Here is a 19,547-nt window from a genome sequence, read left to right on the forward strand (position 1 = left end):
ATGTCCATCTTCGACAGAACGAACCTTTCCTTATCGCGCCGCCAGCTTCTGATCGGCGCATCGCTGACCGGTGCGGGGCTGGTGATCAGCTTCAGGCCGCAGGCGGCCGTCGCAGCGGGCGAGCCCTTTTCGCCGAACGCCTTCATCCGCATTCCCCAGGAAGGCAAGATCACCTTCGTCATGCCCTCGGTGGAAATGGGGCAGGGCATCTATACGGCGGTCGCGATGATGCTTGCCGAAGAGCTGGAGGTCGGGCTCGACCAGGTGGTGCTGGAACATGCGCCGGCCGACCCCAAGCAATATGCCAATCCGCTGCTGGGCGACCAGATCACCGGCGGTTCCTTTGCGATCCGCGGTGTCTACGAGCAGATGCGCAAGGCGGGTGCTGCGGCCCGCATCATGCTCATCGGTGCTGCGGCGCGCGACTGGGGCGTTTCGCCCGACGCCTGCAAGGCCGAGGCGGGACATGTGGTCGAGACCGCCGGCAGCCGGCGCGCCGCCTATGGCAGCCTGATTGCGGCTGCGGCCTCTGAAGTCGTGCCGCAGGAGGTGCCGCTGAAGCCGGCGTCCAGCTACCGGGTGATCGGCAAGCCGGTGCATCGTCTCGACAGCCCGGAGAAGGTGAACGGCACGGCGAAATTCGGCATCGATGCCCGCCCGGATGGCGTCTCCTATGCGGCGATCGCGATCTGTCCGCACTTCAACGGCAAGCTGCGCTCAGTCGACGAGGCCCCGGCCATGGCGATCAAGGGCGTCAGTCAGGTGGTCCGCATCGAGGAGGCCGTCGCGGTCGTCGCCAACAATACCGGCGCTGCGCGGAAGGGGCTCGCGGCCCTTTCGATCGAATGGGATCCGGGGCCGAGCGCCTCGGTTTCGCAAGCCGAACTCGAGCACCTCATGGATGCGGCGATCGACGGCAAAGCCCTGCCGCATGTCAGCGAAGGCGATGTCGCCAAGGCCGAGGCCGAGCATGGGCCGGTGCACGAATTCGTCTACCGCATGCCGATCCTGACCCATTCCGCCATGGAGCCGATGAATTGCACCGTGCATGTGCGCCCCGATGGCTGCGAGGTCTGGGTGGGAACGCAGATCATGAGCCGGGCACGGCAGGCGGCGGCCGACGTGACCGGCCTGCCGGTCGAAAAGGTGGTGGTGCACAACCACTTGCTCGGCGGCGGCTTTGGCCGCAGGCTCGATGTCGACGGCGTGATCCTCGCGACGAAGATCGCCAAGCAGGTGAAGGGCCCGGTGAAAGTGACCTGGAGCCGGGAGGAGGACATCCGTCACGACTGCTATCGTTACCTCAACTACAGCAAGGTGACGGCGACGCTCGGGGCCGACGGCATGCCGGTCTCCTGGCGGCACCGGGTCATCGGCCCGTCGGTCATGGCGCGCTGGTTCCCGGGCTTTACCAAGGACGGTGTCGACCTCGACCAGATGGCGGGGGCCGAAACGCCCTATGCGATCGAAAACAGGCAGACCGATTTTGCCCGCCAAGAGGCGCCGGATGGCATGCTCACCGGCAACTGGCGTGGTGTCGGCGCCACCCGCAACATTCCCCCGGTCGAATGCGGAATCGACGAACTGGCGGAACTGGCGGGCATCGATCCGCTCGAATACCGGCGGCGGCTGCTGCAGCACAAGCCGCGGCTGCTCGGCGCGCTCGACCTTGCAGCCGAGAAGGCCGGCTGGTCGACCCCGCTTGCCAAGGGCAGGGGGCGGGGTATCGCGGTTGCCGAGGATTTCGGCAGCTTCGCGGCGATGGTCGCCGAAGTCAGCCTCGACGGGAACGGCAGGTTCAAGACCGAGCGTATCGTCTGCGCGGTCGATTGCGGCCAGGTGATCAACCCGGACACGGTCGAAGCACAGATCCAGAGCGGCGTCGTCTACGGCCTGAGTGCGGCACTTTACGGGCGCATCACCGTCGAAAACGGCGCGGTGGTCGAAGGGAATTTCGACGATGCGCCTGTCCTGCGCATTCACGAGACGCCGCCGATCGAGGTGCATATCGTGCCGAGCGCCGAGGCGCCCGGCGGCATCGGCGAAGTGGGCACGCCCGGCGTGGCGCCGGCGCTTCTGAACGCGATCTTCATGGCGACCGGCAAGCGGCTCAGAACCCTCCCGATCGACCAGGGCGACCTGAGGAGGGTGTGACCATGAACAAGCCCGCCCTTGCTCTCTCGCTTGCATCCGCGCTCGTGGCGGCAGGTCTCATCGCCACTTTCGAGCCGGTCAGCGGTTTTGCCGAAACCGCCAGCGGCGGCGCCTTGAAAGGCGCGGCCGACTTTGCCTCGATCACCGATGCGCGCCAGCGCTCGAAGGCGATCTTTGCCGAGGCGAGCCGGGTGCTCACCCATCCGCGCTGCATCAACTGCCACCCGGCAACGCGCAGCCCGACGCAGGGCGAGGACATGCACCCGCATGTGCCTCTGATGATCGCCGCCGACAGTTCGATGGGGCCGGCCGGCCTTGCCTGCAGCACCTGCCACGGCGCGGTGAACCGGGCGATCGTCGGCAGCCGGCTGAAGTCCATCCCCGGCAACGCCCATTGGCAGCTGGCGCCCGAAAGCATGGCCTGGCAGGGCCTCACCGTTCGCGAGATCTGCGAACAGGTGAAGGACACCGAGCGTAACGGCAACCGCTCCCATGCCGATCTCATCAAGCACATGGGCGAGGATCACCTGGTCGGCTGGGCCTGGCATCCGGGTGAGGGCCGCAGTGCGCCGCCCGGTTCGCAACCGGAGTTCGCCGCGCTGATCACCGCCTGGGTGGAGACCGGCGCGGAATGTCCAGACTGAGCGAAGGCAGATGTGCGGACTGAGTGCGGCACCGGTCCTCCTTGACAAGGCAGCCGGACTGTTCGACCTTCACCACCATGACCTGCCGCCTCGCAAAACTGACGACTATGAAAAAAGCCCCGTATCCGGGGCTGACGGTCGTTGCGCGCAGAGCATAGCAAGCACAAGGATCAGATCGACCCCGCCGGTTCGGACGGGGTTTTCGCTTGCGCTCTCCGTCTCCGGTTTTTCAAAGGAGATGGAATTTTATGGAAAGCACAGCTTCAACACGATCGCCGGGCCTTGGCGCCCTCTGGCTGCCGCTGATCACGCCGTTTCGCGACGGTGAACTGGACGAGCGCTCGCTCCGCCGGCTGGTCGTCCACTATGCGGCCGAGCCGATCGACGGCTTCATTCTCGGCGCGACCACGGGCGAGGGCATGGCGCTCGACGAGGCGGAGTGCGAGCGGGTGGTTGCGATCACCAACGAGACCCTGGCTGCAGCGGGGCGGCGCATCCCCGTCTATTTCGGGCTTTCCGGTAGCGATACGCGGAAGTCGGTGAAGGCGCTGGAGCGGACGGCGACCTGGGGCGCCGATGGCTATCTGATTGCCTGCCCCTATTACACCCGGCCGTCGCAGCGCGGTCTTTATGCGCATTTCTCGGCGCTTGCCGACGCCACGGACCGGCCGATCCTGATCTACAACATTCCCTACCGGACGGGCGTCAACCTCGGCAACGAGACGATGCTGCAACTGGCGGAGCGGAGAAACATCGTTGGCGTCAAGGATTGTTCAGCGGATGCGATGCAATCCTTCGATCTGCTGCGTCACAAGCCCAGCGATTTCGCCGTGCTGACCGGTGAAGATCCGCTGTTCTACACGGCGCTGACGCAAGGGGCGGAAGGCGGGATCACTGCGTCCGCCCATGTGCAGACCGCAGCCTTTGCCGACATCCGCAACAGGCTCCTTGCCGGTGACCAGGCGGGAGCACTTTCCGCCTGGCAGCGCCTTGCCGATCTGCCGCGGCTGCTCTTTGCCGAGCCGAGCCCCGGGCCGATCAAGCATTGGCTGTGGCGCGCGGGTCTGATCGACAGTGCGGAGATGCGCCTGCCGATGGTGCCGGTCAGCGATGACCTGGCGCTGAGGATCGAAAAGGCGATGGCGGCGCAGGACGGCCGGCGCTGAGCCTGTGACGGTTTCCCAAAGCGGGGCGGTCGGTGAACGCAAGATCGCCCTGCTTTGCGCCGCCATTTGCATCGTATTTTAACAGTTACGTACTTTCGCCGAACGGCTTGTTTCGGCAGGATAGCGGTCCTTATGCGCGGTGTCCGATGGCGCTGCGCGGACCGTGCTGCCGGGCATTGAAATGCCGCAGTTGAGGAAAAAAACAGAGAACCATTCTTGCGAGCGATCCGTGCCCTGAACCGTCACGGGTGAGGGCGAAAGCCGGTTTCCCGGCGCGAGGACCAAGCCGGGCGAGATGGATGGTATGCCAAAAACGGGGCGCCTGTGCGGCTGCCCGTCCCAAAGCTGATTGATCAGGACGCCTGGAGACGATGATGAAGACATCCGGCAGCAATCTTGAAGTCACTCGACGCGACATGATGAAAGGCGGGATCGGCGCAGCCTCGCTTGCCGCGATCGGCGCCGGAGCGGCCGTTCCGGCGGCGCTGACGGCCGCCTCGGTCGCGACCTCGGCCACGCCCGCCGCGGCACAACAGGCGCTCGGGCCGGGTGCGCCGACATTGCCGGTCACCGGCGTCGCCATGCATCCGGGCTATGCCCGCACCATCGGGCAAATGGCCTATATCTGGGGCTGGCCGATCGTCAACATGCTGAACCGCCGGGCCAAGATCACCCAGGCGCCCTATGCGGGCCTGCTCGGCGGGCTCTCGCCGGTGGCCCCGCGCGGCCAGGTGGGCATGCTGCACGACTATATCGAGCCGTCGGAAACCTTCGTCACATGCCCCAACCAGGACGTCGTCTATGGCCTCGGTTTCTTCGAGCTCGACGACGAGCCTGTCGTCGCGCAGGTGCCCGACTTCGGCGACCGCTTCTGGCTCTATTCGCTCTACGATGCCCGCACCGATCAGTTCGGCCAGCTCGGCAAGCCCTATGGCACGCGGCCCGGCTTCTATCTTCTTGTCGGCCCCGACTGGGACGGGCTGAAGCCCGCCGGCATCACCGACATCATCCGCTCCCCGACATCGCTTGCGAGCGCCATTCCCCGCATCTTCCAGACCGATGTCAGCGACGACAACCAGGCGATCCAGCCGCTGATCAACCAGGTGGTCTTTTATCCGCTGAAGGAATTCACCGGCGAAGCGAAAACCATCGATTGGGCGAAGCTGACCGACATTCCGGCGCCGCCCCTGAATGGCGGCGCGACCGACGGCGAAACCAAATGGGTGACGCCGGAGACGTTCTTCGACCAGTTCGGCGACGCCATCGCCGCGGTCGATCCGCTGCCGGGGGAGGAGGCGCTTTTTGCCCAGTTCCGCCTGTTGCTCGACGCGGCCGAGCGGGATCCCGAGCTTCGAGGCATGCTCGTCGACACGGCGATCGAGACGGAGGAGAAGGTCATCCGCCCCTTCTTCGAATGGCAGCGCAACGGGCTTCCGGCCGGCAATGGCTGGAACCGCTCGGTCAACAATGGACAATGGGGCATCGACTACTTCAACCGGACCGGCACCGCCAGGTCGAACATGTTCAACAACCGGCCGAACGAGACGCAGTATTTCTATACTGATTTCGACGGCGCCGGCGACCAGCTGACCGGCGTGAAGCTCTACGAAATCACCTTTGCCGCCGGCGAGGAGCCGCCGGTGCACGGCTTCTGGTCGCTGACCCTTTATAACGACAAGCACCTCTTCCACACCAACGACTTCAAGCGCTACTCGCTGGGCACCAAGAGCGACAAGCTGAAGCACAATGAGGATGGCTCGCTGACGCTCTATGTCAGCGCCGAGCGCCCCGGCGGGGAGAAGGACAGCAACTGGCTGCCGGCGCCGCACGGGATCTTCTCGCTCTATATTCGCGCCTATTGGGGCAAGGACGAGATCCTCGACGGCTCCTGGCAGCCGCCGAAGATCACGGTTTCGGCCTGACGTCGGCACGGCAGGCCCTGGCGGAAGCGGCGCCGGGGTGAACCCGCTCCGGCAATCCCTTGCGCTCTCTGGCTCCGTTTCGCGATTTCGTGTGTAGTTGAACGGCAAAGATCGTGTTTCGGAACGGAGACTGTCGATGCATCCACGTGTCGTTTCGGCGGGATTGGTTGCCGCGCTGCTCGCCGCGCCCCATGCCTTTGCGCAGGATTCCAGCGCCGACCTCGCCAAGAAGCTCTCGAACCCGGTCGCCTCGCTGATCAGCGTGCCCTTCCAGTTCAACTACGACCGCGGCTACGGCCCCGATGACGGCAACAAGGTGACGCTGAACATCCAGCCGGTCATCCCGATTTCGCTCAACGACGACTGGACGGTCATCTCCCGCACCATCCTGCCCGTCGCCTGGCAGAACGACATTGCCGGTGACAGTGGCCACCAGTTCGGCCTCGGCGATACGCTGCAGAGCTTCTTCTTCTCGCCCAAGGAGCCGACATCCGGCGGCCTTATCTGGGGCGCGGGGCCGGCGTTCCTGCTGCCGACGGCGACGGATGATCTGCTCGGCGGCGAAAAATGGGGCGTCGGGCCGACGGCCGTACTGCTCAAGCAGGATAACCACTGGACCTATGGCGTGCTCGCCAACCACATCTGGTCGGTTGCCGGCGACCACAACCGGGACGACGTGAGTTCGACCTTCCTGCAGCCGTTCCTGTCCTACACCACACCGGATGCCTGGACCTTCGCGCTCAACACGGAAAGCACCTACGACTGGAAAAACGACCAGTGGAGCGTGCCGATCAATTTTTCCGTGTCGAAGCTCACCAAATTCGGCGAGCAGCCGGTGAGCCTTCAGCTTGGCGCGCGCTATTGGGCGGCTTCGCCCGACAACGGCCCGAACGGCTGGGGCGTGCGGGCCGGCATCACCTTTCTCTTTCCCGAGTGACACCGACCGGCTGGCAGGCGCTCAGCGCCAGAAACGCTTGACGTCGATCACATCGTCGAGCGCGGCCTGTGCGCGGTCGATGAGCCTGTCCTTGTTCGCCTCTACGACGAGCGTTCCGGCGTCCGGGTGGTCCTCAAGGCCGATATCGCTCAGCACGTGCGGCGACGAGACCAGGTCGTTGAGCGTGCCGAGTTCATCCTGCAGCGCGGCCATGGCCGTGGTGAAGCGCTTGTGGCGCCTGGCGCCGCGCTTGTCGTCGAACAGCGTCGCGAAGAATTCGGCGGCATAACGCAGCTTCTTGGCGTCCTTGCGGGCCTCGTGCCGTTCCTCGTCGTTGACCTTGGCGAGCGCACGACCATGCTTCTTCAGCTTCCGGCGCTCGCGGTCGAGCACCGCCTCGGCGAAATCGGTCACCGGACGATCATGAAGTTCGGCGGGCGGTGACGAGAGATAGGCGCCACAATGCAGCCATTCGTAGAGGTCGAGCATCAGGGCGCGGCCACGACCGTCGTCGAGCGCTTCGAACAGTTCGCGATAGCGGGCGACGCGGGCAGTCTTCAGCCGGTCGACAAGTTCCGGCTGCGATGCGCGGCCCAGGAGAACGTCGACGTCGCGGGCTTTGCCGAAGGCGCCTGCCAGCCATTTCAGCTCGCCTTTCAGGCGCGTGCTTTCATCGTCCTGAAGCAGATCCCTGTAGAGCGAGAAGGCCGAACGCAGGCGCCGAAGGGCAACGCGGGCCTGGTGCAGCGCCTCCGGGTTTTGGCGCACGCGCAGCACGTCCTCGTTCAGGCGGTGGTGGCGAAGACAGGAAAGGGCGACTGTGCGAAAACTCTTTGCCACCCGCATCTCGCGGTCGAGTTCGACCGGCTCGGCTTTGAAGACCATCTGCTCGGCATCGATGAGACGGAATCCGCGCTCGGCCTTGGACATGACGCCGAAGCGGATGGGAACGATCGCCTCGATGCGGCGGGCAAGCGTGAAGAGCGCCTCGGGCGCGCCGTCCTTGAGTTCGAGTTCGATCTCGCCGATCGTGGTCTGGCGGGTGCCCGCGGTGATCCGGCCGCGGTCGAGCACGACCTCGATGTCGGCGCCATCCTGCTTCACCTTCCAGCTGGTGCGTTCGACATCGACGGCAAAATGCGCCTGCAGATCGCCCGGCTCAAGGTCGAACTGGGCGGCAAGCGGCGTGGTGTGGTCGACCACCGGCTCGTCGCTGCCCAGCGGCTGCTCCCATTCCGGCCGGGCAAAGACCGAGGCGCTCGCGCCCGTGGCTTTGATCGTCTGGGTGCGGGCAGAGCCGACCGTGCGGATGCGCAGGGTGAAGCCCGACTGGAACAGGTCGCGGGCACGCGTGTCGAAATAGACCGACCGCTGGCTTTCGACGCTTGCCGGCTCACCCAGAAGCCCGGATTCGGTAAAGCGATCGAGATCTTCAGGGAGAAGCTCGAGCTTGATTTCGATTTCCGTGTTCAACCCCATCCTCCAACAAGTGCGATAGACAACGCGATAATGCCATATGAGCACATTGGTTCGTGTTCTGAATGACATGGATCATATTTGCGTGGCGGTCCGACGCGATAGGTCGCGCTCGAAGCGAAAGGCCGCTGAGGTGTACGGGATTTCAATGGATTCCGGACGGAAAACCGCTTCGCACTTTTCCTGGAATTGCTTTAAGCTCCCGGCATTTCATGCCACGGAATTGATAAATGTCGCTTCGCCTTGCCACCTTCAATATCGAAAACCTTTTGAGCCGCTTCGACTTTTCCGGATTTCGCAACCAGCTGAAACAGGACCGGGTGCTGCGGCTCTTCGACGTGAAGACGGAAGCCGAGTACCAGCGGTTGGAGGAGGCGCGCACGATTGCGCATACGGACGATACGCGGCAGATGTCGGCGCTGGCGATCGCCGATTGCGATGCGGATATCCTCTGCCTGCAGGAAGCCGACAACATGGCCTCGCTGCAGGCCTTCGAATACAACTACCTCTTCCGCATGGTCGGCAACGGCTATCGCCAGAAGTACCTGATCGAAGGCAATGATTCGCGCGGGATCGATGTGGCTGTGCTGATGCGCGAGGAGACGCGCGACGGCCAGCCGATCGAGTGCCTGGAGGTCAAAAGCCATGCGGGGCTGACCTATGAGGACCTCGACCTCTTCAACGACCAGATCGCCCATACCAACCGGCCGGCCGACCGGATCTTCAAGCGCGACTGCCTGGAGCTCGATCTTCGCATCGGCGGGCGACCGCTGACGCTCTATGTGGTGCATTTCAAATCGATGGGGCCGGCGCGCGAAGGGCTCGACGGCCGGCAGGCGACGATGCCGCTGCGCGTCGCCGAAGCCTCGGCCGTGCGCCACATCATCGAAAGCCGCTTTGGCCGCGGGCACACGGCAGACAAGATGTTTGCGATCTGCGGCGACTTGAACGACTACCAGGAGAAGGTGAACATCCTCGGCGACCGGCGCACGGGCTACCAGTTCGTTCCGCATGAGGAGGAGACGAGTTCGCTCGACGTTTTCACTCATGATGGCTTCGCCGAAAACCCGATGCTGCGCCGGCCGGTGATGGACCGCTGGACGCTGTTTCACAGCCGCGGGCCGCAGGAGCGGCATCTCTGCCAGCTCGACTATATCTGGCTGTCGCCGGCGCTTGCCAAGCGCAACGCACACCAGGTGCCCGAGGTCATTCGCGGCGGCCAGCCGTTCCGCACGATCTTTCCGCCGGAGCTGGAGGTGGAGCGTTATCCGCGCACCGGCTGGGACAGGCCGAAGGCGTCCGACCATTGCCCCGTGGCCATCACCCTGGATGTGTGAACATGAGCGCCCTTGAGAGCAACACGGCTGAGTGGCCAGCCGAAGGCGCCATCATCCCGATCGATGCGGTCGATGTCCGCGTTGCCGGCGCAGCCCATCCGTTTCACCTGGAGGAGGTGGAGCGCGCACAGGAAAACTGGCAACGGGAGATCGCCGCCAATCCGCATCTCTTCGATGGGCGCATGGTGCTGCTGAAGGCGCTTCGCATCGACGACGGCCGGCTACGGGGCGAGGGGCATGTGGTGCCCTATTCGACCTTTCTCTGGTGGCGGAAGACGCGGGCAAAGGGTGCCTTTCATCTCTTCGCCATGCCGGCGATCCTTTCCTCCGACGGTGCGCTGATTCTGGTGCGCATGGGCGGGCATACCGCCAATCCCGGCCGGGTCTACAGCCCCTCCGGTTCGCTGGAGCCCGAGGATATCGTCGATGGCGGCTGCGACATCGACGGCAATATCCGCCGCGAGGCGATGGAAGAAACCGGCATCGACCTTTCGCTCGCGACGGTGGAGCCCGGTTATCACCTGCTGCATATGGGCCGCGCCGTGACGCTCATCCGCGTCTATCGCTATCCGGAGAAGGCGGCAGCGCTGGTTGCGCGCGTTGCCGCGCATATCGCCGTCGATCCCGAACCGGAGATCGACGAGGCGATCGCGGTTTTTGGCCCGGACCCCGTGGCGCACAACTATCCGCCCTTCATCCCGCCGATCCTCGACTGGCTGTTCCGGCGTGAGAAGCCGCTCTGATTTTGAGTCAACGGGGCGTCGTATCCTCTTGTATTCGCGTGCTTTAGCGCGGGTTTCCTGATGGCTGCGCGACGGCGGATGGACGCCGGCTGAGTCCGGGCGGGCTTTTGGCCGCTTGGACGGCGAGGCATGCTGCGGGAGTGGGAGCTAAAGAAAACGTGATCCGCGTCGAGTTGTGTACCGGTGCTTTTAAGTCTTGCCGCCCGCGTCCCAACGCTGCAAAGTTCGGGCATATTCGCAAGGGGACATGAATGGCGCTCAGCTACGCGATCTACGACGTCTTCACCGACAGGCGACTGGAGGGCAATCCGCTGGCGGTGGTTTTCGGTGCCGATTGGCTGGAGGACGGGGCGATGCAGGCGATCGCGCAGGAATTCAACCTGTCCGAGACGGTGTTCATTCGCAGGCCCGGTGGTGCCGCACATACGGCGAAGCTGCGGATCTTCACGCCCAGTCAGGAGCTGCCCTTTGCCGGCCATCCGACCGTCGGCGCGGCCGTGGCGATCGCCGAGGCGCAGCACGGCGCGATCGAAGAGGGCATCGACCTCGTTCAGGTACTGGAGGAAAAGGTGGGGCCGGTGCGCTGTGCCGTGCGGCTCAAGGCCGGGCAGGCGAGCTTTGCCGAATTCGACCTGCCGCGCAAATCCGTCAGGCTCGACGCACGCTTCGACCGACAGGCGATCGCAGATGCACTGAGCCTGAAGCTCTCGCAGATCGGCTTCGAGAATCACGTGCCCTCGTTCTGGAGCGCGGGCGCACCCTTCGTCATGGTGCCGGTGCATGATGTTGCGGCCGCTTCGTCGATCGAGTTCGATTCGCTGCGCTGGGAGCAATTGACGCCGATGGCCGAGGGTCGGCTTGCCGCGGCTTACGTCTATTGTCGCGGCGGCGTGAACCACACGGCGCGCTTCCATGCTCGCAAGTTCGGGCCCGGTGCCGGCAACCTTGAGGATCCGGCGACCGGCTCGGCCGTCGCGGCCCTTTCCGGCGCGATCCATTATTTCGACCAGTTCGTCGACGGACATCATCCGGTGCTCGTCGAGCAGGGCGTGGAAATGGGGCGGCCGTCCTTCATCCACCTGCATCTCGACATTGCGGGCGGCGAGATCAGCAATGCCCGTATCGGTGGCCATGCAGTGAAGATCGCAGCCGGCGAACTCTACCTCTGAGGCATAGATGTATGCTTTGGAAAATTGAGCTTAATCAGCGCTTTAATAGAAGTTTTGGTGGGTGATCACGGGCTCGAACCGTGGACCCGCTGATTAAGAGTCAGCTGCTCTACCAACTGAGCTAATCACCCATCCATGGCGTCGCTTTAGCGCACGACCTCATCACACTCAAGAGGGTATTTGCATCTCGCGATGAGAAACTCACAGCCGTTTCCGCCGGAGCGGTCGGAAACGGCCAGAGTCTTGCCTTCAATCGTTCCCGGGCTCAGCGCACGTCGATGAAGTTGCCCCTGAGGTCGAAGCGGCAATTGAAGAAGGTGGCGCCGCGGCTGCCATCGTAGTTGCCCTGCACCCAATAATAGCGGCCGCTTCGGAAGGCCATGTTGACGGTGATGCGATTGGGGCGCACGCCGAAGGCGGCGGAGGCTTCGCCCTGGCAGAAGCGCGGCATCATCCTTGCGTCGACACGATCCGGCTGTTGCGTGTCGTCATATTGCGGCGGCCGCTCCGGGCGTGGCCGTGTGTTTCCGCCGGCCGACGTGACACGGCAGACGCCATTGCCGGCGCCCCGGCGGGTGTAACTGATCGAGGGCGAACCATCGCGGTTGACGCTGATCGAGACCGTGGTTCGTCCCTAGCTCGCCTCGTAGTAGTCCTTGCTGAACCGCTTCAGGCGTGCTTCGCTACCGTTGATGTAGACGGGACCGCCCCGATCGGCGTGGACCTCGATGCGGCCGGGGCAGCTGGCGTTGAAGAACGGCAGGTCTGCTCTCGCCTCCGTGGCAACGCCGGCAAGGATACCGACGAGCATTCCTGTGGCGATCGTACTGCGCATGGGGATAACCTCTCCAATCATCGCTCGTATCGTCTGCCCCGCTTCGTTGCAGTATGCCGAGCATGCGGCTCGCGTCAAACGGGTCTTTCGTCGCGTTTCCCCTTTGGCCTGTACCTGCAGGGCGCGCGGAGCTGGTCGTAACGCGCCTGGCGGAGGCAGGGCAAGTTCTCCACAGGGGGTGCGCTAGCCCCATGAAATTTTTCAAAAGATTTTCACAAAGGCGCTGGACAACCAAGCCGAACGCCTTTATACGCCCCCTCACGACAGCAGCGGGACATACCGCAGCGGTCGCGGATGGGTGATTAGCTCAGTTGGTAGAGCAGCTGACTCTTAATCAGCGGGTCCACGGTTCGAGCCCGTGATCACCCACCAAAACTTCTCCTAAAGCGCTGATTAGATTAGAATTCCTACACTCGTGACTATCGCGTGCGCTCGGGTTCCGGGGCAAATGTCGCGGCGCGTTTTCCGTTCTCAAAACAAGCCGGTTCGATCTTGCGAGCCCAGTGCGGAGCGCGCCCTGCTGGCCCGCGGGGCGGGCGGCGCGTGGGATCGCGAGGACAGGACTGTGCCAGCGTGATCGGCCTTTCGCCAAGCAAGCGACGATACTGCTGTTGCCGCGCTCAACGTCTCGCTCGACACGTGCGACGGCTGGGCCGCCGTCGCTGCCATATCTTGCAAGTCGCGTGAATCACTTGGTCGGAAAATAGCGCAGGGTTCCGGCGAGCCGGGGGCCGGTCGAACCCTTGGTGTCCATCGGATGATTGATGCCGTCGTTGACCGGCAATTCTTCAAAATCAAAGGGGCTTACACCCTCCAGGCAGGCTGCGTTGACGCCGTAGAAATCGGGGTTGGAGCGCGGCTTGTGAAAGGTGTAGATGCCGCATTTCGAGCAAAAGAAGTGCTCTGCTGCATGTGTGTTGAACTGATACCTGGTCAGGGCCTCGCCGCCCGAAAGCACGGTCACCCCGTCCTTGGCCGCCGAGACGGCAACTGCGCCCTTCAGCTGGCAGTAGGAGCAGGTGCAGCGGCGGGCCGTATGAAGACCATTCTTTAGCCGAACATTGAAGCGAACCGTCTTGCAGTGGCAGGCGCCGTTGAGGTCCTGAGCGTCGAAATTCATGGAAAACATCCGTCTGGTCTGAGCCGAATTGATGCCTGTTCCATACGGGCTGGATCAAGGATCCTCAAGTGCTGGCCGCAAGGCAGCGTATCGGAGGCTTACCGGTCGGCGCGACAACCTTGAGGCCACTTGTGCGGCCGGACCGTCAGCGCCGTCAGGCTTCCGTTGCCGCCATGCTTTCGAGGTCCGCAGGCCCAGTCAATCGACGGTGCAGTTGGGATAGAGTCCGTTGATGACGGTCACACCCGAACCGGGGGCGGTCGCAAGGCTCATGAAGCCCGCTGCAGCGACCCGGCTGGCCGCAGCATTGCTGGTCGGCGACACCAGGACCGTCTTTGCTATTGCCCAGTGACCGGCCGGATTGTTGTCGAACGTCGCCGTCCACGGAAACGCAAGCGGTTGGTCAACACGCGCCGCATTGACGTGGATATCGGCGTCACCGATCTGCGCTGTCGCGCCGAGTGCCGGGTTTACCACGGCGCCAATATCAACTTTCACGATACATTGGGCCGAAGGCATGGCCAGGCGCGCCGCATCGTCGCTGGCGAAGTGGAAAAACGTCAGCATCGGCGGCGAGCCGCTGACGCCGAAGTTCGCGGCGACCCAGGACACGGTGCCGGCCGGAAGCGTGGCCGTCACACCGCGATAAAGCGCGTAGGCCTCGGCTGACGCCGGTGCCGCCATTGCTGTTGTAGCCGCTACTGTGAGCGCAAGGAGCGCGCCGTTCCACCTTCCTGTCGACATTTCTGTTCCCCCGTCGCTTCCGTTCAATCATCCCGACAGACATCTTTCGCATGCAACCAGGGATAGTCAAGGCGCCGTCAGGAATGGTTCTTTGATCGGGTTGGTAAAAGGCTGGGCTTGTGGGCATGGCGCGGCCGGGCGGGGGCTTTGTCATCCGCCAGACGCACCTGTTGCCGTCATGCAACAGGTGCGTCACCAATCCTGCGCCTGCAGATTGTCCTCTTGCCGGGGAAGTAAACTCGTGTAATTTTCGCCAAATCGGAACTCAAACTAGAGGAGGCATACGATGAAGATCAATTTTGTGCAGATGCTTGCCTCTGGTGGAGTGGCATGCTCGTCACGACGACCACGCCGCAATGCTATGGGTTACTTTGGCGCATAAGCGTCGCCCACGTTCCGCCTTTTCGTATTTTCCATTTTGACTTGATGTGACCGGTTCCCGGAACGTATTTCCGTGTCCGCGCGCATCTATAATCTAGAGGGCCCGACCGCTTTGCGCGGCGGGAAACAATCATGCGCGAATTGCACTTGAACGCCGCCGGCACTCTGCCGGCGATCATGGACGACTTGTTTCGAACGTTCGGCTTCCGCCGTACGGTCGGTGCTTTCCTCCGTGCCGTCTGGAGGCGTCAGCGGACGCTCAACCAGATCAGCCACCTCTCCGACCGCATGCTGCGCGACATCGGCGCGGAAGCGGAAGAAGGCATGAAGAAGCCGGAAATCGCCGACATCTCGCTCTGGCAGATGCCGGTCGGCTACCCGGTGATGATCAAACACAATTGAGGCCCGCTTCGGCGGGCCTTTTTTCCCGCAGCAACCGGCGGCCGATGAACGTCGGGTCCAAGGACAATCGGCTCACTGGGGGACTGGCGCGGCGAGCTTGGCCGCGCAGTCATGCTTGATCATTGCCGCGGCAAGGTTCTCCCGCCCCTTGCCGGTCGCCTTGGCCTTTGCTGCCGCCATGTCCCGGCACCAGCCTGCATCGAGAACCTCTTCCGGAATGTGCGGGATGCAGGACGAGAGAAGCAGCAGCGAACAGAGGAAGACGACGCGCATTCAGGGCTCCACGGGTGGTGTTGAATTCATAGCATTGGCAAGCCAGAAGGGAACAGGGTGGTGAACCGGCCAACAGGTTAGCCCGACGGGGGCCGGCCGCACGGCAGCCCCTGACCAATCAGGCTTGGCAGGCTAGCGTCCTATGTTTCGGGAAGGCAAATGACTTTCTGCGAGATCGGGCCGACGTGTGACCACGGCCTCCCGCCGGCCGCATGGGCGGGTTTTCCCTGATTATATCGACGAGCGTGCTTGCCCGCTTTGCTCAATTAGCTATGACGGTAACAAGGTCGGGACATCCGGCATCTGAAACCGCGGGTGGAAGTGCAGCAGCGATGACGGGCACCACGAATATTATTGACGCGCGCGCGCGCAGCGACGAGGCCCTGCAGGCGATCGGCTCCGACGTGCTGATCGTCGGATCGGGGGCCGCGGCCTGCGCCATGGCGACGCGGCTTCTGGCGGCAGGGTTGAAGGTCACGTTGCTAGAAACCGGCGACAACCTCGTCAACTCCGACAGCTCGCCCTTCTTCGAGATCGCCAACCAGGAACCGTTCGGGCTTTCATTCCAGATCGGCGGGGCGACCAACCTCTGGTCCGGGCGCGTCGCGCCGCTTGAAGACGTCGACCTGACGTCATGCAACGACTGGCCGCTGGAGCGGGCGGAACTCGACGGCTACTACCAGCAGGCGATCGAGCTGCTGCAACTGAAGCCGATCGACGATATCGACCGGGTGCCCGCCTATGACGGCGGCGCGGCGCCTTGGCGGGATTTCGTTTCCGACCCGGCGGTCTCGGTCAAGCGATTCCAGTGGAGCCGCCCGGCCTTCAACGGTCAGGACTATCTGAAGGCGCTTGCGGGCAAGAACCCTGATCTCACCATCGTCTATAATTGCCGGGTGCTGCAGGTGATCCCGACCGCTGCCGGGGATCGCGTCGGCGCAGTGCGGGCGGCGATCGGCGAGGGGCGGACCGTGGAGCTTTCCGCCCCGGAATTCGTGCTTTGCGCCGGCGGGCTTGAAAACCCGCGCATCATGCTGAACAGCCGCCAGGGCGGGTTTCTGGCAAACGACAATATCGGCCGCTTCTTTTCGACCCATCCGAAGGCGAATGTCGGGCGCATTCATCTGTTCAAGACGGTGAAGACGGCGGGGCCAATGTTCAGCGACCACAAGAGCGGTAGCAGCTCGCTGCGCTTTGGTGTCGGCGTGCGCAAGGATCGGAAGAGAGACCAGCTGAACCACTATGTTCAGTTTTCGCCACGGTTTGAATCGATCGGGCTCAAGCTTCTCGAACATGCGCAGCACGTGGTGGCTGCCGGCGAGGGTGGCGATCGCCCGCAATCGACCTTGCGTCGTCGCCTGACCTCGGTGCTGGCGGTTGTCGGCCAGGTCGCCTTCAACGTCATCGGCAAGATGGGGTTGCTCGGGCCGGGCGGTTCGATCCTGGTCGTGCGCGGTTTCTTCGACCAGCATCCCAATGCCGAGCACAGGGTCGAGCTGAGCGAGGCGCGCGATCCCCATGGGCTGCCGAAGGGCGTCGTGCGCTGGTCGCTGACGGAGGAGGACCAGGCGTCGATCCGCGAATTTCTCGACGAGCTCTCGGGGCTGCTGCTGCGTCACAATATCGGCAAGCTGATCCCGACGCTTCCGCCGGTGGGCAAGCCCTGGGACATCACCGGCATCCATTCCCATTTCATGGGCACGACGCGCATGGGCCGCTCGGCCGACATGTCCGTCATCGATCGCGATGGCCGGGTGCACGGCGTCGAAAACCTCTATGCGGCGGGCGCCTCGGTCTTCACGTCCTACGGCTACGCCAATCCAGTACTGACAGTCATGGCGCTTGCAATGCTTACCGCCGATAAGATATGCCAGCGCCACAAAACAAAGGCGGGTAATCCATGACGGAAATGACTTCCCCGGAACTCAGCGGCAAGGAACAGCGGGCGAAACGCACGCGCTGGCAAAAGCTCTCGCGTAAGAACTACTTCGGGGGAAAGCTTTCGACGAAGAACCTGGTGCGGCTATGCCAGGAAAATGCTTCGAACAAGCGCACGATCATCGTTCACACCGAAGACGTTGACTATACTGAGTTTTTCCCGAACTCGTTCCTGGTCTCGAAGTCCGATCGCAAGAAGGCCGATCTCGTCGTCGACACGCATTACCATCTCGATGCGATCGAGAGCGAAAGCTACGATATCGTGCTCTGTACCGGCCTGCTCGAGCATGTTCCCGATCCGCAGCGGCTGATCGACGACATGCGCCGGATTTTGAAGCCGAACGGCAAGCTGATCATCTCCGCCTCGGCGGTGTTCTCCTTCCATGAGGGGCCCGAGAACTATTTCCACTTCACGCCCTTCTCCTTCAAGATGCTGTTCAAGGACTGGAGCGAGATCGAAGACCTGCGCGGCTCGAGCATGCCGTTCGAGACGATCGGCATTCTGATGCAGCGCATCCTTCTGCAGTGCGACGTGTTTCCGCTGGCGCGGCCGTTCATCGAACTCATGGCGCGCTCGGCCCGGTTCTTCGACGTCTTCATTACTCAGCAGTACGATACGACGTGGAAATACACCGACGATCACAAGATCGATTCGATGATGCCTTCCAATATTCAAGCCGTGGTGAGGAAATAGCGCGGGCCTAGCTCGCGAACGGGGCGATACCCCGTCGCCACTTCGCTTTCGCAATCCGGATAAAGATCACCCACGGGCGCCGCCCGTGGGTGATTGCGTTTTCGGCGCCGGGCGCTATCGGGCGATTACGGGCTCGTCGCAGGCTGCGTCGTCGACGGCTGCGTGGTTGTTGCAGGCGGTGTCGCCGACTGGTCTGTCGTTGCGGGCTGCTGGGTCGTCGCTGGCTGCTCGGTGGTTGCTGGCTGTGTCGTCGTCGTTGCCGGTGCTGTCTCGGTTGCCTGCTGGTTCGCCCCCGGTTTGAGGAACATCACTGCAAGTACAATGAGCACGACGACAACCACGATACCGATGATGGTGTTTCGATTCATCAAGGCTTCTCCTCAGGTTAAGTGCCTTGAAGCTGTAAATGGAGCGGTTGGTCGAATTATCAACAGGCCGGTTCGCGGGTCGGTTGAAAAAGACATGCCGAGCGTGGCGCGGAGAGGCTGGTACCGCCCGGCACATGCATCCGCAACTGGTGTGTGGGGGTCGGCGAGGTGGTTTTACCCCAAAGACAGCCGGCTAAATGAAGCTGCAAGCGCGAGCCAACAAACGCGCTTTAACGGCCTTCGTCGGCCGCCTTCGGGACCGCGGTAATGAAGCCGAGCCGCAGCAATTGCTTCGATCCATCGAACTTCAGCGAGGATTCGGAGAAGAGTTGCAGCGCGCCGGTGCTCGACAGCGCATCCGTCATCTTGGCGTAGGCCGCCGAGCCGTCGAAATATTGCCCATCGGCCACCGCGTCGTTGATGACCTTCTGGTAGTCGGCAAAGAACTTGAAGTGGAGCAACGTGCCGAGAATAGATGAGAAGTTGCGCTGGTAGGGGAGCGGCTGGTGGATGCTGGGGCCGAAGCGACAGTCCTCGTCCCAAAAGATCAGCGGATACTTGATCAGCTCGAGGTCCGATTCGAATTCGCGGTGGCGGGCGCCGCCCTTGATGGTGATCGCCCGCTTGGTCGTCGTCAGGGTGTAGCCGCGGCTGTCGAAGTGATCGGCGACCTCCCAAGGGGCGCTGGTCTTCAGCTGGTCGATGTCGGCGGCCCCGAGATCGACGGGGTACATGTCCAGCATCGGCGCCGGCAGGCGCGAGATCTTCAGGCCCTCGAGCGCGTGGATGACGGACCAGAGCGTGCGGTTTTCGCAATCGTCATAGATCAGGAACTCGTCGGAATCGACGTTCACATACCAGCGCTCGCCGCCATAAAGCGCAAAAAGCGATTCTCTCCAGGCGCGTCCGCGCCGGGCATCCTTGTAACGGACCGAGGACGCCCACAGATCGACATCCGGCTGACAGAGCAGGAACTCGCGCGTGCCGTCGCTGGAGGCATCGTCGACACAGATGAAGCGGGTGATACCGAGCGACCGGTAATGGGCGAGAAAGCCCGGCATCAGCTTGGCGTCGTTGCGGGTCAAAAAGATCAGCGGCAGGTCATCGGGATAGAGCGACGTCTGCCCCTGGGGGCTAACGCAGCGCAGATCGACCGCATGGTTCATCCTGCGCTCACGCCGCTCGACCTTGGTCGTTTCGTACCAGGTCGCGATGCGATCGAAGAAGCTTCGATCCGTGATCGA

The 19,547-nt window shown here is 63.2% G+C and carries 19 protein-coding genes and 2 tRNA genes; 12 read left to right on the plus strand and 9 right to left on the minus strand.

Annotated features, from left to right (window positions below; genetic code table 11):
• The 5 genes from JVX98_RS10100 to JVX98_RS10120 all read left to right on the plus strand — a co-directional run bounded on the left by JVX98_RS10100 (window position 1) and on the right by JVX98_RS10120 (window position 6,823).
• Window positions 1-2,154, plus strand: a complete 2,154-nt coding sequence (locus JVX98_RS10100) for a molybdopterin cofactor-binding domain-containing protein (RefSeq protein WP_113189608.1) — start codon at window positions 1-3, stop codon at window positions 2,152-2,154.
• 2 nt (window positions 2,155-2,156) lie between these two features.
• Window positions 2,157-2,798, plus strand: a complete 642-nt coding sequence (locus JVX98_RS10105) for an Isoquinoline 1-oxidoreductase subunit (RefSeq protein WP_205238501.1) — start codon at window positions 2,157-2,159, stop codon at window positions 2,796-2,798.
• 248 nt (window positions 2,799-3,046) lie between these two features.
• Window positions 3,047-3,964, plus strand: coding sequence for a 4-hydroxy-tetrahydrodipicolinate synthase (gene dapA / locus JVX98_RS10110; protein ID WP_205238502.1), 918 nt, complete (start codon window positions 3,047-3,049; stop codon window positions 3,962-3,964).
• Window positions 3,965-4,338: 374 nt separating this feature from the next.
• Window positions 4,339-5,886, plus strand: a complete 1,548-nt coding sequence (locus JVX98_RS10115) for a DUF1254 domain-containing protein (protein WP_205238503.1) — start codon at window positions 4,339-4,341, stop codon at window positions 5,884-5,886.
• 136 nt (window positions 5,887-6,022) lie between these two features.
• Window positions 6,023-6,823 (plus strand): transporter, encoded by an 801-nt coding sequence (locus JVX98_RS10120; protein WP_205238504.1) that lies wholly within the window; start codon window positions 6,023-6,025, stop codon window positions 6,821-6,823.
• A gap of 21 nt (window positions 6,824-6,844) precedes the next feature.
• Here the strand turns inward: JVX98_RS10120 and JVX98_RS10125 are convergent, their stop codons facing one another.
• Window positions 6,845-8,302, minus strand: a complete 1,458-nt coding sequence (locus tag JVX98_RS10125; protein WP_246764992.1) for a CHAD domain-containing protein — start codon at window positions 8,300-8,302, stop codon at window positions 6,845-6,847.
• 227 nt (window positions 8,303-8,529) lie between these two features.
• Here JVX98_RS10125 and JVX98_RS10130 point away from each other — a divergent pair, with 227 nt between their 5' ends.
• The 3 genes from JVX98_RS10130 (at window position 8,530) to JVX98_RS10140 (ending at window position 11,548) form a co-directional block, all read left to right on the plus strand.
• A complete protein-coding gene (locus JVX98_RS10130; protein ID WP_205238506.1) occupies window positions 8,530-9,636 on the plus strand; it encodes an endonuclease/exonuclease/phosphatase family protein in 1,107 nt (368 codons plus the stop codon).
• Window positions 9,637-9,638: 2 nt separating this feature from the next.
• Window positions 9,639-10,379 (plus strand): NUDIX hydrolase, encoded by a 741-nt coding sequence (locus tag JVX98_RS10135; RefSeq protein ID WP_205238507.1) that lies wholly within the window; start codon window positions 9,639-9,641, stop codon window positions 10,377-10,379.
• A 251-nt stretch (window positions 10,380-10,630) separates the two neighbouring features.
• Window positions 10,631-11,548, plus strand: a complete 918-nt coding sequence (locus JVX98_RS10140) for a PhzF family phenazine biosynthesis protein (protein WP_205238508.1) — start codon at window positions 10,631-10,633, stop codon at window positions 11,546-11,548.
• Window positions 11,549-11,603: 55 nt separating this feature from the next.
• Here the strand turns inward: JVX98_RS10140 and JVX98_RS10145 are convergent.
• From JVX98_RS10145 to JVX98_RS10155, 3 genes are all read right to left on the minus strand, one after another.
• A tRNA-Lys gene (locus JVX98_RS10145) sits at window positions 11,604-11,679 on the minus strand.
• 134 nt (window positions 11,680-11,813) lie between these two features.
• The gene (locus tag JVX98_RS10150) at window positions 11,814-12,002 is read right to left on the minus strand and encodes a hypothetical protein (protein WP_205238509.1); all 189 of its coding nucleotides are present in this window, start codon (window positions 12,000-12,002) and stop codon (window positions 11,814-11,816) included.
• A gap of 180 nt (window positions 12,003-12,182) precedes the next feature.
• On the minus strand, window positions 12,183-12,383 hold the full coding sequence (locus JVX98_RS10155) for a hypothetical protein (RefSeq protein WP_205238510.1): 201 nt from the start codon (window positions 12,381-12,383) through the stop codon (window positions 12,183-12,185).
• A gap of 296 nt (window positions 12,384-12,679) precedes the next feature.
• On the opposite strand from JVX98_RS10155, the gene JVX98_RS10160 reads away from it, so the two are divergent.
• Window positions 12,680-12,755 (plus strand) — tRNA-Lys (locus JVX98_RS10160).
• A gap of 316 nt (window positions 12,756-13,071) precedes the next feature.
• On the opposite strand, the gene JVX98_RS10165 is transcribed toward JVX98_RS10160, so the two are convergent.
• Window positions 13,072-13,503, minus strand: coding sequence for a GFA family protein (locus JVX98_RS10165; protein WP_205238511.1), 432 nt, complete (start codon window positions 13,501-13,503; stop codon window positions 13,072-13,074).
• Window positions 13,504-13,701: 198 nt separating this feature from the next.
• Window positions 13,702-14,247, minus strand: coding sequence for a hypothetical protein (locus tag JVX98_RS10170; RefSeq protein ID WP_205238512.1), 546 nt, complete (start codon window positions 14,245-14,247; stop codon window positions 13,702-13,704).
• A 513-nt stretch (window positions 14,248-14,760) separates the two neighbouring features.
• Between JVX98_RS10170 and JVX98_RS10175 the strand changes: the two genes are divergently transcribed.
• Window positions 14,761-15,030, plus strand: coding sequence for a DUF1127 domain-containing protein (locus JVX98_RS10175; protein ID WP_043626245.1), 270 nt, complete (start codon window positions 14,761-14,763; stop codon window positions 15,028-15,030).
• A gap of 72 nt (window positions 15,031-15,102) precedes the next feature.
• Here JVX98_RS10175 and JVX98_RS10180 read toward each other — a convergent pair whose 3' ends face one another.
• Window positions 15,103-15,303, minus strand: coding sequence for a hypothetical protein (locus JVX98_RS10180; protein ID WP_192446515.1), 201 nt, complete (start codon window positions 15,301-15,303; stop codon window positions 15,103-15,105).
• Window positions 15,304-15,635: 332 nt separating this feature from the next.
• Here JVX98_RS10180 and JVX98_RS10185 point away from each other — a divergent pair, with 332 nt between their 5' ends.
• Entirely contained in the window at window positions 15,636-17,207 is a 1,572-nt protein-coding gene (locus JVX98_RS10185) for a GMC oxidoreductase (RefSeq protein ID WP_205238513.1), read from the plus strand.
• Window positions 17,204-17,935, plus strand: coding sequence for a class I SAM-dependent methyltransferase (locus JVX98_RS10190; protein WP_051659275.1), 732 nt, complete (start codon window positions 17,204-17,206; stop codon window positions 17,933-17,935). The genes JVX98_RS10185 and JVX98_RS10190 overlap by 4 nt, the downstream gene beginning before the upstream one ends.
• A 125-nt stretch (window positions 17,936-18,060) precedes the next feature.
• Here the strand turns inward: JVX98_RS10190 and JVX98_RS10195 are convergent, their stop codons facing one another.
• Both JVX98_RS10195 and JVX98_RS10200 read right to left on the minus strand, forming a co-directional pair.
• Entirely contained in the window at window positions 18,061-18,303 is a 243-nt protein-coding gene (locus JVX98_RS10195; protein WP_192446512.1) for a dynamin, read from the minus strand.
• Window positions 18,304-18,533: 230 nt separating this feature from the next.
• Window positions 18,534-19,517, minus strand: a complete 984-nt coding sequence (locus JVX98_RS10200; protein ID WP_192447170.1) for a glycosyltransferase family 2 protein — start codon at window positions 19,515-19,517, stop codon at window positions 18,534-18,536.
• Window positions 19,518-19,547: the final 30 nt, after the last annotated feature.

The sequence above is a fragment of the Ensifer sp. PDNC004 genome (assembly GCF_016919405.1).
Lineage (GTDB): Bacteria > Pseudomonadota > Alphaproteobacteria > Rhizobiales > Rhizobiaceae > Ensifer.

What these genes read in the sequence shown, in the direction of transcription:
- JVX98_RS10115 (WP_205238503.1), top strand. Translation starts at nt 4,339, where the DNA reads ATGAAGACATCCGGCAGCAATCTTGAAGTCACTCGACGCGACATGATG.
- JVX98_RS10150 (WP_205238509.1), bottom strand. Translation starts at nt 12,002, where the DNA reads ATGATGCCGCGCTTCTGCCAGGGCGAAGCCTCCGCCGCCTTCGGCGTG.
- dapA (WP_205238502.1), top strand. Translation starts at nt 3,047, where the DNA reads ATGGAAAGCACAGCTTCAACACGATCGCCGGGCCTTGGCGCCCTCTGG.
- JVX98_RS10195 (WP_192446512.1), bottom strand. Translation starts at nt 18,303, where the DNA reads ATGAATCGAAACACCATCATCGGTATCGTGGTTGTCGTCGTGCTCATT.
- JVX98_RS10190 (WP_051659275.1), top strand. Translation starts at nt 17,204, where the DNA reads ATGACGGAAATGACTTCCCCGGAACTCAGCGGCAAGGAACAGCGGGCG.
- JVX98_RS10175 (WP_043626245.1), top strand. Translation starts at nt 14,761, where the DNA reads ATGCGCGAATTGCACTTGAACGCCGCCGGCACTCTGCCGGCGATCATG.
- JVX98_RS10120 (WP_205238504.1), top strand. Translation starts at nt 6,023, where the DNA reads ATGCATCCACGTGTCGTTTCGGCGGGATTGGTTGCCGCGCTGCTCGCC.
- JVX98_RS10180 (WP_192446515.1), bottom strand. Translation starts at nt 15,303, where the DNA reads ATGCGCGTCGTCTTCCTCTGTTCGCTGCTGCTTCTCTCGTCCTGCATC.
- JVX98_RS10100 (WP_113189608.1), top strand. Translation starts at nt 1, where the DNA reads ATGTCCATCTTCGACAGAACGAACCTTTCCTTATCGCGCCGCCAGCTT.
- JVX98_RS10165 (WP_205238511.1), bottom strand. Translation starts at nt 13,503, where the DNA reads ATGAATTTCGACGCTCAGGACCTCAACGGCGCCTGCCACTGCAAGACG.
- JVX98_RS10125 (WP_246764992.1), bottom strand. Translation starts at nt 8,302, where the DNA reads ATGGGGTTGAACACGGAAATCGAAATCAAGCTCGAGCTTCTCCCTGAA.
- JVX98_RS10130 (WP_205238506.1), top strand. Translation starts at nt 8,530, where the DNA reads ATGTCGCTTCGCCTTGCCACCTTCAATATCGAAAACCTTTTGAGCCGC.
- JVX98_RS10135 (WP_205238507.1), top strand. Translation starts at nt 9,639, where the DNA reads ATGAGCGCCCTTGAGAGCAACACGGCTGAGTGGCCAGCCGAAGGCGCC.
- JVX98_RS10170 (WP_205238512.1), bottom strand. Translation starts at nt 14,247, where the DNA reads ATGTCGACAGGAAGGTGGAACGGCGCGCTCCTTGCGCTCACAGTAGCG.
- JVX98_RS10105 (WP_205238501.1), top strand. Translation starts at nt 2,157, where the DNA reads ATGAACAAGCCCGCCCTTGCTCTCTCGCTTGCATCCGCGCTCGTGGCG.
- JVX98_RS10185 (WP_205238513.1), top strand. Translation starts at nt 15,636, where the DNA reads ATGACGGGCACCACGAATATTATTGACGCGCGCGCGCGCAGCGACGAG.
- JVX98_RS10155 (WP_205238510.1), bottom strand. Translation starts at nt 12,383, where the DNA reads ATGCGCAGTACGATCGCCACAGGAATGCTCGTCGGTATCCTTGCCGGC.
- JVX98_RS10140 (WP_205238508.1), top strand. Translation starts at nt 10,631, where the DNA reads ATGGCGCTCAGCTACGCGATCTACGACGTCTTCACCGACAGGCGACTG.